10 protein-coding genes are annotated in these 12,674 nt (G+C 65.3%); 3 read left to right on the forward strand and 7 right to left on the reverse strand.

The window, feature by feature from the left end:
- Positions 1 to 609: 609 nt before the first annotated feature.
- From CXR00_RS11905 to glnA, 4 genes are all read right to left on the reverse strand, one after another.
- Positions 610 to 1,338 carry an amino acid ABC transporter ATP-binding protein gene (locus tag CXR00_RS11905; protein ID WP_104054677.1) on the reverse strand — a complete coding sequence of 243 codons (729 nt, stop codon included), beginning with the start codon at positions 1,336 to 1,338 and terminating at the stop codon, positions 610 to 612.
- Positions 1,335 to 2,726, reverse strand: a complete 1,392-nt coding sequence (locus CXR00_RS11910; RefSeq protein ID WP_237686826.1) for an amino acid ABC transporter substrate-binding protein/permease — start codon at positions 2,724 to 2,726, stop codon at positions 1,335 to 1,337. Before CXR00_RS11910 ends, CXR00_RS11905 begins: the two co-directional genes overlap by 4 nt.
- A gap of 212 nt (positions 2,727 to 2,938) precedes the next feature.
- Positions 2,939 to 5,956 (reverse strand): bifunctional [glutamine synthetase] adenylyltransferase/[glutamine synthetase]-adenylyl-L-tyrosine phosphorylase, encoded by a 3,018-nt coding sequence (locus CXR00_RS11915; RefSeq protein WP_104054679.1) that lies wholly within the window; start codon positions 5,954 to 5,956, stop codon positions 2,939 to 2,941.
- A gap of 16 nt (positions 5,957 to 5,972) precedes the next feature.
- On the reverse strand, positions 5,973 to 7,313 hold the full coding sequence (glnA, locus tag CXR00_RS11920; protein WP_104054680.1) for a type I glutamate--ammonia ligase: 1,341 nt from the start codon (positions 7,311 to 7,313) through the stop codon (positions 5,973 to 5,975).
- 196 nt (positions 7,314 to 7,509) lie between these two features.
- On the opposite strand from glnA, the gene panB reads away from it, so the two are divergent.
- Entirely contained in the window at positions 7,510 to 8,397 is an 888-nt protein-coding gene (panB, locus tag CXR00_RS11925; protein WP_104054681.1) for a 3-methyl-2-oxobutanoate hydroxymethyltransferase, read from the forward strand.
- 36 nt (positions 8,398 to 8,433) lie between these two features.
- Here the strand turns inward: panB and CXR00_RS18050 are convergent, their stop codons facing one another.
- Positions 8,434 to 8,610, reverse strand: coding sequence for an SPOR domain-containing protein (locus tag CXR00_RS18050; RefSeq protein WP_146067205.1), 177 nt, complete (start codon positions 8,608 to 8,610; stop codon positions 8,434 to 8,436).
- 130 nt (positions 8,611 to 8,740) lie between these two features.
- On the opposite strand from CXR00_RS18050, the gene map reads away from it, so the two are divergent.
- Positions 8,741 to 9,619: a type I methionyl aminopeptidase gene (map, locus tag CXR00_RS11930; protein ID WP_104054682.1), complete on the forward strand. Its 879-nt coding sequence runs from the start codon at positions 8,741 to 8,743 to the stop codon at positions 9,617 to 9,619.
- 38 nt (positions 9,620 to 9,657) lie between these two features.
- The gene (gene ppgK, locus CXR00_RS11935; RefSeq protein ID WP_104054683.1) at positions 9,658 to 10,461 is read left to right on the forward strand and encodes a polyphosphate--glucose phosphotransferase; all 804 of its coding nucleotides are present in this window, start codon (positions 9,658 to 9,660) and stop codon (positions 10,459 to 10,461) included.
- A gap of 139 nt (positions 10,462 to 10,600) precedes the next feature.
- On the opposite strand, the gene nrdR is transcribed toward ppgK, so the two are convergent.
- On the reverse strand, positions 10,601 to 11,086 hold the full coding sequence (gene nrdR, locus CXR00_RS11940; RefSeq protein ID WP_104054684.1) for a transcriptional regulator NrdR: 486 nt from the start codon (positions 11,084 to 11,086) through the stop codon (positions 10,601 to 10,603).
- A 201-nt stretch (positions 11,087 to 11,287) separates the two neighbouring features.
- A complete protein-coding gene (gene hisD / locus CXR00_RS11945; RefSeq protein WP_258060404.1) occupies positions 11,288 to 12,640 on the reverse strand; it encodes a histidinol dehydrogenase in 1,353 nt (450 codons plus the stop codon).
- Positions 12,641 to 12,674: the final 34 nt, after the last annotated feature.

Consider the following 12,674-nt stretch of genomic DNA (forward strand, 5'->3'; position numbering starts at 1 on the left):
CCGTAACCGACCGTGCGCGGTATCCGCTTTCAGCCGGCAGATCGAGCGCCGCTGCAGGTCAGGGCGTAAATCCGGTACTGACGGAAGTATTAGCGCCAGAGCTGTTCAGCATGCTGATCTCAGCCGCTGAAACGCCTCCGGCCACGAGGGCGCAGCCAAGGACAATGGCTGCCACTTGTGCGGTTACTGATGGATTTGTCCTGCGACGGGTCTTGGCGACATGCTTCAGCATGGATGGATTCTCCAATCGATTGGTGTTGCATTCCTTAGGCGAGCGGCTGCCTTCCGGCTGGCATGCAAGCGCACGCATGCGGCGTCTCTGCGCCGTAATGGGGAATGCGGATACTGCTCCTGCCGGGAAGGCAGTGCGGCTGCTGCAGTGCAGTCTTTGACGTACAGCGCGGCCGCTGCAGTGCAGGGCGGCGTCTTTCGGGAAAACCCCGATGCGCCGCAATCCCTGCTTCCTTAAGACTAGGAGCCTTTCGGAACTTCCTCAACGTGGGTCTGCTCACTGCCTGGAGACCAAACGACGACGGCGGCCGCCCCCCGCTCAGGGGGACAGCCGCCGTCGTTAGGGTGGCGCAGCCGATGCAGCGCCGCCGGGGTGAGTCAGAGCACCTTGGCCAGGAAATCCTGCAGCCGGGGATGCTTGGGTGAGGAGAAGAACGTCTCGGGGTCGCCTTCTTCCACGATGTGACCGTCCGCCATGAAGATCACCCGGTCCGCCACTTCGCGGGCGAAGCCCATTTCGTGGGTTACCACCACCATGGTCATGCCGGCCTTGGCGAGGTCGCGGATGACCTGCAGCACCTCGCCCACCATCTCGGGGTCAAGGGCGGAGGTGGCTTCATCGAAAAGCATGATGTCCGGTGCCATTGCCAGTGCCCGTGCAATCGCTACACGCTGCTTCTGGCCGCCCGAGAGCTGCGCGGGGCGGGCATCGGCCTTGTCCGCCAGACCCACCTGGTCCAGCAGGCGCAGGGCGTTGGCCCGCACCTCGGCCTTGGAACCCTTCTTCAGCTCCAGCGGCGCCAGCATGACATTCTGCAGCACGCTCATGTGCGGGAACAGGTTGAAGTGCTGGAACACCATGCCGATGTTCTGGCGGACCTTGTTCAGGTCAACCTTGGGATCGGTGATGCTGACCCCGTTGACCTCCACCTCACCGGCAGTGATGTCTTCCAGCTTGTTCAGGCAGCGCAGGAAGGTGGACTTTCCGGAGCCGGAGGGGCCGATAACGCAGACCACCTCGCCTTCGGTAACGGTGACGTCGAGGCCTTTGAGAACCTCGTTGGTGCCGTAGGACTTGCGCAGTCCGCGGGTGACGATCTTGCTCACTTGTTAAACCTCTTATCCAGTACATCCGCCAGCTTGGTCAGCAGCGTGATGACGATGAAGTACAGGGCGCCCACGATCAGCAGCACCTCGGCGGTGCGGAAGTTCACGGCGTAGATCTGCTGGGCCTGGTATGTGAGTTCGGCAAAGCCGATCACCGCCAGCAGCGATGTGTCCTTCAGGGTGATGACGAATTGGTTGATGAAGGAGGGCGTCATAATCTTCACGGCCTGCGGGATGATGACCTTCTGCATCGTCTTTCCGTAGCCGAGGCCCAAGCTGCGTGCAGCTTCCATCTGGCCCGGATCCACTGACTGGATGCCGCCGCGCACGATTTCCGTCATGTAGGCACCCGCGTTCAGCGACAGCGTCAGCACGCCGGCGGTCAGCACGTCCACCGGCTGTCCGATCAGCTGCGGCAGGCCGAAGTAGAAGAAGAACGCCTGCACCAGGACGGGGGTGCCGCGGAAGATGCTCACGTAGGTGGTGGCTATGCCGCGCAGGATCACGTTGTGGCTGACCTTGAAGAAGCCGAAGAGCACGCCGAGCACCAGAGCGAAGACCAGGGACAGCGCGGTGGCGAGCAGCGTCAGCCCCAGGCCCTTGGCGAAGGCCGGAGCGTTGTCCGTTACCAGGGACCAGAAACTGGAGTCTTCAGCACCTGCTTCGAGGTAGCGGTCCAGGATCTCGTCGTATTCGCCGCTGTCCTTCAGCTCGGCCAGGCCGGAGTTGAAGGCCGCCAGCAGTTCGGGGTTGGTGCCCTTGTTCACGGCAAAGCCGTAGGAGGACCCAACTTCCTTGTCCGTGACGGTCTTGAGACCGTTGCCGGACTTGATGCCGTAGGCGAGCACGGGGTAGTCGTCGAAGACGGCCACGGAGCCGCCGGACTTGACGTCGTCGTACATTTGCGCGGACTGGGCAAAGGCCACCACGGTGAAACCGTACTGGTCCTTGATGGACTCCGCGAAGGTCTGGCCCTCGGTGCCCGTCTTGACCGCCACACGCTTTCCGGCGAGATCTTCGTAGCCGGTGATCTCATTGTTGTTCTCGGCGACGGCCATCTGGATGCCGGACTCGAAGTACGGGTCGGAGAAGTCGAAGGTCTTCTGGCGTTCCTCGGTGATGGACATGCCGGCAATGACACCGTCCACCTGGTTGGACTGCAGTGCCTGGAGCGCCGCATCAAACCCGAGGGAGCGGATGTCGACGGTGAAGCCCTCTTCCTCGGCGATCGAGTTGAGCAGGTCCATGTCGATGCCCACGAGTTCGCCGTCCTGGCGGAACTCAAAGGGCGCGAAAGTGGTGTCCGTGCCGACGGAGAAGCTTTCGCCCTCGACGGTCTTGGGGTCCTCAGCGGCGTAGGCCGCGGTTGCGGGGACGCCAAGGAGCAGTGCGATGGCCGCGGTCGCCGCTATGAACGGGGCGGCGAGCTTAGCCGGGCCTCGACGGGCCCGTGTGCCGGTTTGCAAGGTGAAAACGTCTCCTAGATGTTCCGAATCGGCACAGAAATGCCGATAATGCCTCATAGAGCCTACCCAGCGGGGAGCTCAGGAACTAACCGGGAGTGTGGCGGGCCGGGATTCGCCCGCCGTCGAAGCAGGTGTCAGTGCGTGTTGTAACCGTAGAACCAGCGCTCAAAAACTGCCCTTGATCGGCGCGTGATCCGCAGGTAATCCTCCTCCAGAACGCCGCCCTGTCCCGCCCCGTAACCGCACCAGCGGGCAACAGCTTCCAGTTCCTGGCGTGAGGAAGGCAACACGTCCGGGTAACGTCCGCCCCTGATGACATTGGCGCTGCGGATCCTGCTGGCCAGCAGCCAGGCTTCACGGAGGATCGCTGTGTCCGCCTCGGGAATCAGACCCGCCGCAGCGATGGCGTCCAGTGCCGGGAGCGTGGATGTGGTGCGCAGTTCAGGATGGGTGCCGGCGTGTTCAAGCTGCAGCAGCTGCACCAGCCACTCGACGTCGCTGAGCGCCCCGCGGCCGAGCTTGAGCTGCCGCGAGGGATCGGCACCGCGAGGCAGGCGTTCGTTTTCCACGCGCGCTTTGATGCGCCGGATTTCCACAATGTCGTGCTCACTGACACCCGCCGAATAGCGGATCGGATCGATCAGGTCGATGAAGTCGGCGGCGAGGTCGTCGCTGCCTGCCATGGGCCGGGCCCGCAGCAGTGCCTGCGCTTCCCAGATCAGCGACCAGCGGCTGTAGTACTCGCGGTAGGACCCCAGGCTGCGGACCAGCGGCCCGTTGCGTCCTTCCGGGCGCAGGCCGGCATCCAGGACCAGCACTTTCTCTGCCAGGATGGCAGGCGTGCACGGCTGCTGCAGCAGGGCCGAGAGCTGCCCGACAATGCGCTCGGCCTGGGACTGTGCAGCCCCGGGATCCGCGCCGGGCAGTGCCCGGTGGACGTACAGGACATCTGCATCGGATCCGTAGCCGATTTCCCGCCCGCCCTGCCTGCCCATGGCCACCACCAGCATGTCGGTGAGCTTCTCCTCCTGCTCCAGCACTGCGCCTTCGGCAACGTGCAGTGCCCCCAGGACCGCAGCACGGTCCGCGTCAGCGAGCGCCTGGCCCACCTCTTCCTGGGTAAGCAGGCAGGCGCTGTCGGCAAGCGCAATCCGCAGCATCTCGCGCCGGCGGATCAGCCGGATCAGCCGCATGGCCTCCTGCGGTTTGGGATGGCGGGACATCTTCGACCGGATTTCCTGCCATTGCGCGTCGAAGGTCATCGGCACCAGGAATTTATCAGTATCCAGCCAGGCCGTGGCTTCCGGCGAGACCTCCAGCAAATCGGTGATGAACCTGCTGGAGGACAGGATGGAGCACAACCGCTCCCCCGCGGCTGACGAGTCGCGCAGCATTCCCAGGTACCAGTGGGTCTCTCCCAGCGATTCGCTGAGGCGCCGGAAGCCCAGCAGGCCGGCGTCGGGATCCACCCCGTCGGCGAGCCAGCCCAGCAGCACGGGCAGGAGCTGGCGCTGCAGGGCAGCCCGGCGGCTAATGCCGGTGGTCAGCGCCTCGATGTGCCGCATGGCCCCCTTGGGGTCCGCATAGCCCAGGGCAGCCAGCCGGGCCTGCGCGGCTGTCGGCGTAAGCCGTACCTCGTCCGCGCTGAGGTTCGATGCCGTGTTCAGCAGCGGCCGGTAGAAGATGCTCTCGTGGAGACGGCGCACCAACCGCTTGGTGCGCTGCCAGGTCTCGGTGAGCCGTTCCGCCGTGGGACGCCCCACGGCCAGCGATCCGCTGGCAGCCTTGGCCAGTGCCCGCAGGGCCGCTTCGGACTCCGGCATCAGATGCGTGCGCCGCATGTGCACCAACTGGATCCTGTGTTCGAGCACGCGCAGGTAGCGGTAGGCGGCATCCAGGTCCACGGCATCGGTGCGTCCGATGTAGCCGCCCTCGCTCAGCGCCGCGATCGCCGCCGTCGTACTGCGCACGCGCAGGGTTTCATCGGTCCGTCCGTGGACCAGCTGGAGGAGCTGGACGGTGAATTCGACGTCGCGCAGACCGCCGCTGCCCAGCTTCAGCTGCCGGGCTTCCTCGTGGGCGGGAATGTTGTCGGTGACCCGGCGGCGCATCGCCTGCACGGCTTCCACGAAGCCCTCGCGCTCGGTGCTGGACCAGATCAGCGGCGCCACTGCCTCCTCATACCGGCGGCCGAGGTCCGGGTCCCCTGCCGCGGCACGGGCCTTGAGCAGCGCCTGGAACTCCCAGGTGTGCGCCCAGCGCGAGTAGTAACTCAGGTGTGAGTCGAGGGTGCGGACCAGGGGCCCGTCCTTGCCCTCGGGCCGCAGATTGGTGTCCACTTCCCACAGTCCCGGCTCGGGGGCGGAGGCGTTGATGGCACGGGAGATCCCGGCCGCCAGAGCGGTTCCTATCCGCGACGCGAGCGTCTCATCCAGCCCCGGAGCCTCCATCACGTAGATGACATCGACGTCGGAGATGTAGTTGAGTTCCCGCGCACCGGCTTTGCCCATGGCGATGACGGCAAGGCGCACCCGGGAAATGTCCTCTGCCGGGTAGCTGGTGGCCAGCTCGGCACGCGAGACAGCCAGCGCCGCCTCCAGAGCGGCACCCGCAAGGTCTGCGAGCTCGCGTCCGACGGCGGGCAGCACGTCGGTGGGCGAGGCGGAGCCAAGGTCCCGCACGGCAAGGTCCAGCAGGTGCCTGCGGTATCTGGTCCGCAGGGCAACGTAGGCTTCCGTTCCCGTCAGTCCGGCCACCGGTGCAGTGCCGGTACCGGCCTTGACGGATTCCAGCAGCGAAGTCCGCAGGATGTCCCCGGGCACCTCCGCGGGTTCGGCACGCAGCGGAGCCCGCAGGCTGTCCGCTGCCTCAGGGTGGCGCATCAGGAACTCTCCCAGCGCCTCTGAAGCACCCAGGAGCCTGAAGAGGGCTTCGCTTTCCTGTTCGCCCGCCTCAACCAGCTCCCGCAGCGAGGGAACGCGGTCCAGCAGCCGGACCAGCGACTGCAGCGCCATATCCGGATCCGCGGCCTGCAGGAACCCGGTAAACAGCGCCTGCTCATCAAGCCCCTCCAGCTCGGGAGCCTGCAGGAAACGGCTGCTTTTGTCCAGGTCACTGAAGCCTGCGGCGATCAGCCGGCGGGTGAGACTCACGGGAGGACCTCCATCTCTAGAGAATGCCCAGGTTCTTCTTCAGCTCAAACTGGGTGACGTGCTGGCGGTACTCGTTCCATTCGGCACGCTTGTTGCGCAGGAAGTTCTCAAAGACCTGCTCACCGAGGATCTCGGCCACCAGTTCGGACTCTTCCATGGCACGGACGGCGTCATGCAGGGATGCCGGCAGCGGATCCAGGCCCATGGCGCGGCGTTCGGCAGCCGAGAGGCTCTCAATGTCATCCTCGGCACCGGCGGGAAGCTCGTAGCCTTCTTCGATGCCCTTGAGCCCGGCACCGAGCAGGACGGCGTAGGACAGGTACGGGTTGGCTGCGGAGTCGATGCCGCGGTATTCAATCCGCGCGGACTGGCCCTTGCCCGGCTTGTACAGCGGCACCCGGACCAGCGCGGAACGGTTGTTGTGGCCCCAGGACACGTAGCTGGGTGCCTCCCCGCCGCCCCACAGGCGCTTGTAGGAATTCACGAACTGGTTCGTGACGGCAGTGAATTCCGGTGCGTGCCGCAGGATGCCGGCAATGAACTGGCGGGCGGTGCGGGACAGCTGGTACTCCGCGCCGGCTTCGAAGAACGCGTTGGTGTCGCCTTCGAACAGGGACAGGTGCGTGTGCATGCCGGAACCCGGATGATCCGAGAACGGCTTGGGCATGAACGTGGCGTAGCAGTTGGTGGTCAGGGCCACTTCCTTGACCACGGTGCGGAACGTCATGATGTTGTCTGCCGTCTGCAGGGCATCCGCGTACCGCAGGTCAATCTCGTTTTGGCCGGGGCCGGCCTCGTGGTGACTGAACTCCACCGAGATGCCTACGGCTTCCAGCATGGACACCGCGGTGCGGCGGAAGTCCTGGGCCACGCCGCCGGGCACGTGGTCAAAGTAGCCGGCGCGGTCTACGGGGACGGGTTCGCCGTCGGGCCCGAGCTCATCGGACTTCAGCAGGTAGAACTCAATCTCGGGGTGCGTGTAGCAGGTGAAGCCCATGTCCGCGGCCTTGGCGAGCTGCCGCTTGAGCACGTTGCGGGGATCCGCCGCCGAGGGCTGGCCGTCGGGGGTGAGGATGTCGCAGAACATGCGCGAGGTCTGCTCGGAGTCTCCGCGCCAGGGAAGGATCTGGAAGGTGGACGGATCCGGCTGGGCCAGCATGTCTGATTCAAAAACGCGTGCCAGTCCCTCAATGGAGGACCCGTCGAACCCCAGGCCCTCTTCAAACGCGCCTTCGACTTCGGCCGGGGCCAGGGCTACGGACTTCAGCGTGCCCACAACATCGGTGAACCACAACCGCACAAACCGGACGTCTCGCTCTTCAATGGTGCGCAAAACGAATTCCTGCTGGCGGTTCATCCCTACCCTCTTTCTTCAGACGGTGGGACGGCCCGGATCCTCCGGTGCCGTCCCAGTATTACAAGCCTGGGTTCACTCTACCCATCCTCGGGCCTTTTGCCGCCGCAGGCCCTGAAGGGGACCCTGCGTTACGGCGGAGGCCGGCGGCTTTCGGGAGAGCGGCGGCAACGCCGCGCGTGTTTAGTACGCTCAGGTCATGACCGATGCGCAAGAGTCCGCTCCCTACGCGCCGGATCCCGGGAGCCCGCGGGTTTCCGGCACTCCCGGGGATCCTGCAAACCCGTCCGCGCCCCGCAGGATCCGCATCCCGCACCTGCAGCAGTTCAAGGACTCCGGGGAGCACTTTGCGATGCTCACCGCTTACGACCAATACACCGCCGCCATCTTTGACGAGGCCGGGATCGAGGTGCTGCTGGTGGGTGATTCGGCCGCCAACAATGTCATGGGCCACGCCACCACGCTGCCCATCACACTGGATGAGATGCTCGTGTTCGCCCGCTCCGTCACGGCGGGAGCCAGCCGCGCCCTGGTGGTCTGCGACCTGCCCTTCGGCTCCTACGAGGTCTCCCCCGCACAGGCCGTGGAATCCTCGATACGGCTGCTCAAGGAGGGGTTGGTGCACGCCGTCAAGCTGGAGGGCGGGGCGGCTTACGCGCCGCACGTCCGGGCCCTGGCTGCGGCAGGGATCCCCGTCATGGCCCATGTGGGCTTCACACCGCAGAGTGAGCATGCCCTGGGCGGCTACCGGGTACAGGGGCGCGGGAACGCCCGGCACACAGTGCTCGACGACGCCGCCGCCCTGGCCGAAGCGGGCGCCTTCTGTGTCCTGATGGAAATGGTGCCGGCCGATGTCGCTGCCGAGGTGGATGCCGCCGTCGCGGTTCCCACCATCGGCATCGGCGCCGGCAACGCCACCACCGGACAGGTTCTTGTCTGGCAGGACATGGCAGGCCTGCGCAGCGGCAAGCAGCCGCGGTTCGTCAAGGCGTTCGCGGACGTCCGTTCAGTACTGGCAGCTGCTGCCCGGAGCTATGCGGATGAAGTGCGCAGCGGAACCTTTCCCGGCCCGGAGCACAGCTTTTAGCCGGTGAGGTTCTTGGCCCGCCCGCGGCGGGAGCCGCTACCAGCTGCGGTTTTCTTCGTCCTCTTTGTCCCAGGCTTCGTTGCGCTGCTGCACCTTCAGAAGAGCTGACTGCGCCTCTTCCTCTGTTTTGTAGGGGCCGAGCAGTTTCGTCCAGTCGGACTGGGGGCCCTTTTCAACCTCGTGCGTGACAACGTTGAACCAGTATTCGGTCATGGTCGGATCTCCTTGAACGTGGTGCGTTTTCTTCCCAGAACTTTTGCTCCGTGCTCATAAAGACGTTCCGGAGCTCCGGCCGAGGGGACGGCGTGCCGCGGCACAGCCGTGCGGCGATAAGATCGATGGTATGCCCCACACAGTTGCCACTGCACCCCTTGGCCATCTCACCCCGGGAATCGTGAGCCGGCGGCGTCCGGTTCCCGCCTCGATTCCGCGACCGGAATACGTGGACAGGGAAGCTCCCACGCCCTTCACCGGTTCAGAGGTCAAGAGCCCTGAAATCATCGAAAAGATCCGGGCGGCCTCAAAAATCGCCGCCCAGGCCATCGTGGAAGTGGGCAGGCACATCGCCCCCGGCGTCACCACGGACGAGCTGGACCGCGTAGGCCATGAATTCCTCATGGACCACCACGCCTACCCGTCCACGCTGGGCTACCGCGGCTTCCCCAAGTCGCTGTGCTCCTCCGTCAACGAGGTCATCTGCCACGGCATCCCGGACACTACGGTGCTGGAAGACGGCGACATCATCAACATCGACATCACCGCGTACATCAACGACGTGCACGGGGACACTAACTGGACCTTCCTCGTGGGAGACGTGGATGAAGAGTCCCGGCTGCTGGTGGAGCGCACGCAGGAATCCCTCCGCCGTGCCATCAAGGCCGTCATGCCGGGACGGGAAATCAACGTCATCGGCCGCACCATCGAGTCCTACGCCAAGCGTTTCGGTTACGGTGTTGTCCGTGACTTCACCGGCCACGGCGTCGGTGAAGCCTTCCACACCGGCCTGATCATTCCCCATTACGACGCCGCGCCCGCCTACAGCAGGCTGATCGAACCGGGAATGGTGTTTACGATTGAACCTATGCTCACTCTCGGCACCATTGAGTGGGACATGTGGGATGACAACTGGACCGTCCTTACCAAGGACCGCAAACGCACCGCCCAGTTTGAGCACACGCTGCTCGTGACGGACTCCGGCGCCGAAGTTCTGACCCTTCCCTGACCTGTTAGTCCGAGCTGAGAACTACTACTGGAGAACCCATGGCCAAGAAGCACAAGTCCGACAAGCATGTCGACGCCGTCATTGGAATTGATATCGGGGGCACTGGCATCAAGGGCGGCATCGTCGACCTGGCCAAGGGCAAGCTGATTGGTGACCGTTACCGCATTCCCACCCCGCAGCCTGCCACCCCCGAAGCCGTAGCCGGCGTCGTGGCGCAGATTGTCGAAGAACTGTCCTCCCGGAAGGGCGGCCCCGGACCCGATGTCCCCGTGGGTGTCACGTTCCCGGCCATCATTTCCCACGGCATTGCCCGGTCCGCGGCCAATGTGGACAACAGCTGGATTGACACGGATGTGGACACGCTGCTCACCAAGGCGCTGGGCCGCGACGTCCAGGTGATGAACGACGCCGACGCGGCAGGCCTGGCGGAGGCCCGCTACGGCGCCGGCCGAGAGGTGGACGGCACGGTCCTGGTGATCACCCTCGGCACCGGTATTGGTTCGGCGCTGATCTACAAGGGCATGCTGGTTCCCAACGCCGAACTCGGTCATCTGGAAATTGACGGGCACGACGCCGAGTCCAAGGCCTCAGCCTCGGCGCGGGAACGCGACGGCATCAGCTGGGAGGAATACGCGCAGCGTCTGCAGCGGTACTTCTCCCACGTGGAGTTCCTGTTTTCGCCGGACCTCTTTGTGGTGGGCGGCGGCATCTCCAAGCGCAGCGAGGACTTCCTGCCGCTGCTGAATCTCCGCACCCCGCTGGTCACGGCCAACCTCAAGAACAACGCCGGCATTGTGGGCGCTGCGCTGCAGGCTGCCCTGCACTTCAAGTTCATTAAGTAGATGCTGGCCGGGATCGGCTGAGCCGGGCGCCGCACAGCCGCGGCGGCCCATAAGAGAGGCGGCAGCAGGATTATCCTGCTGCCGCCTCTCTTATGGCCGCTCCTGGTCCGCGTGCGGAGAAAGAATCGACTTTGCGCTGTCAGCGGCCCCGGGAGCCTGCCGGAGCGGACGAACCGTGCAGGGAATCCCGGCGCAGCACAGCGATGGCGGCCTCGAAGTCCTCCAGCGACTCGAAGGCCTGATAGACGCTAGCGAAACGCAGGTAGGCCACCTGGTCCAGTTTCTGCAGAGGTTTGAGAATGGCCAGACCCACCTCATGGGCATCAATTTCAGCCACGCCGCTGGCGCGGATGGATTCCTCCACCTCCTGGGCGAGCATGGCCAGGTCATCTTCGCTCACGGGCCGGCCCTGGCACGCCTTGCGCACGCCGTTGATTACCTTCCCGCGGCTGAACGGCTCCCCAACACCGGACCGTTTGATAACGCTCAGGCTGGTGGTCTCCACAGTGCTGAACCTGCGGCCGCACTCCGGGCACTGGCGGCGGCGGCGGATGGCCGAGCCGTCCTCGGCCAGGCGGCTGTCCACGACGCGGGAATCAGCGTTGCGGCAGAACGGACAGTACATCCGGTGTCCTTTCGCTGGGGTCCAGGGTCCGGGACGGCAGCTTGTTGCCGCTAAGCCCCGGAAGGAACTCGTACAAACCGGCACGGCGCCGGCTGCGCACTCATTCTAGGGTCCGGAACGGCCCATCACCAACTGCTCGTCACCATATGTAGTACCGGTCTGCACTACATATGGTGGTTCGGCGTCTGCGTCAGAGCAGCCTCAGGAAGAAAACCGCACGGATACGGCGTCGCCGTGCGCGGGCAGGTCCTCTGCACGGGAGAGAGCGACCACGTGCCCGCTCACCTCCGCCAGGGCAGCCCGGTCATAGTTGATGACCTGGATCGCGCGCATGAAGGTGGTCACATTCAGGCCGGAAGAGAAGGCAGCAGTGCCCGCCGTGGGCAGCACATGGTTGGAGCCGGAGCAGTAGTCGCCCAAGCTGACCGGGCTGTAGCTGCCAACAAAGACGGCGCCGGCGCTGGTGATGCGCGCAGCTGCTTCTTCTGCGTTGGCTGTCTGGATTTCCAGGTGCTCGGCTCCGTAGGCGTTGCAGACCTCGATGCCCTGCTCCAGGTTGTCCACCAGGATGGTCCCGGACTGGGGACCGGACAGTGCGGTGGCGACACGCTCGCGGTGGCGGGTCGCCGCTACCTGACGGTCCAGTTCTTCCCAAACCCGCTGCTCCAGCTCAGCGGAATCGGTGACGAGCACCGAGGCGGCGTTCGGGTCGTGCTCGGCCTGGCTGATCAGGTCCGCGGCCACCAGACGGGCGTCTGCCCCGGCATCGGCCAGGATGGCAATCTCGGTGGGCCCGGCTTCTGCGTCGATTCCCACGACGCCCTTCACCAGGCGCTTGGCGGTGGCCACGTAGACGTTGCCCGGTCCGGTGACCACATCCACCGGTTCCAGGTCGGGGTTGTCCCCCGCGGCCGGAACACCATAGGCGAAGGCAGCAATGGCCTGGGCGCCGCCCATGGCGTACACCTCTTCAATACCCAGCAGCTCTGCCGCTGCCAGGATGGTGGGGTGCGGCAGCCCGCCGAAGGCCGGCTGAGGCGGAGAAGCCAGAGCCAGCGAAGAGACGCCGGCAGCCTGGGCGGGGACAACGTTCATGATCACAGAGGACGGGTAAACGGCAAGGCCGCCGGGCACGTACAGGCCCACGCGGCGGACCGGAATCCATTTCTGCGCCACGTTGGCACCGGGCCCTATCTGCAGGTCGGTGTTCCGGGGGCGCTGGGCGTCGGCAAACAGCCGGGCGCGGCGGATGGATTCCTCCAGCGCCGCACGGACCTGAGGGTCCAGTTGCTGCAGGGCCTCCTTCAGCGCCGCACGGGGAACCAGCGGACGGTGCTGCTCCACGTGGTCAAACCGGGCTGCCAGCTCGCTCAGCGCGTCGTAACCGCGGGAGCGGACGTCGGCAATGATGGCGGCGACGGCGTCGGAGGCTACATCGGTGGTGGTCTCCGCACGCGGCATCGCCTGCTTCAGTGCCGCGGTCGACAGATGCCGGCCGCGCAGGTCGAGGGTTCGGAAGGACGTGCTGACGGCTGCGGGGCTGGAAGAAGTCACGGGTTCATTCTACTGCCCCACCGGCCCCGCTGCC

Source organism: Arthrobacter sp. 9E16, assembly GCF_002929435.1.
Taxonomy (GTDB): Bacteria; Actinomycetota; Actinomycetes; order Actinomycetales; family Micrococcaceae; genus Arthrobacter_B; species Arthrobacter_B sunyaminii.

Bases quoted from the DNA above. Each gene is read 5' to 3' on its own strand.
- glnA (WP_104054680.1), bottom strand. From the start codon at position 7,313: ATGAACCGCCAGCAGGAATTCGTTTTGCGCACCATTGAAGAGCGAGAC.
- nrdR (WP_104054684.1), bottom strand. From the start codon at position 11,086: ATGTACTGTCCGTTCTGCCGCAACGCTGATTCCCGCGTCGTGGACAGC.
- map (WP_104054682.1), top strand. From the start codon at position 8,741: ATGCCCCACACAGTTGCCACTGCACCCCTTGGCCATCTCACCCCGGGA.
- panB (WP_104054681.1), top strand. From the start codon at position 7,510: ATGACCGATGCGCAAGAGTCCGCTCCCTACGCGCCGGATCCCGGGAGC.
- CXR00_RS18050 (WP_146067205.1), bottom strand. From the start codon at position 8,610: ATGACCGAATACTGGTTCAACGTTGTCACGCACGAGGTTGAAAAGGGC.
- ppgK (WP_104054683.1), top strand. From the start codon at position 9,658: ATGGCCAAGAAGCACAAGTCCGACAAGCATGTCGACGCCGTCATTGGA.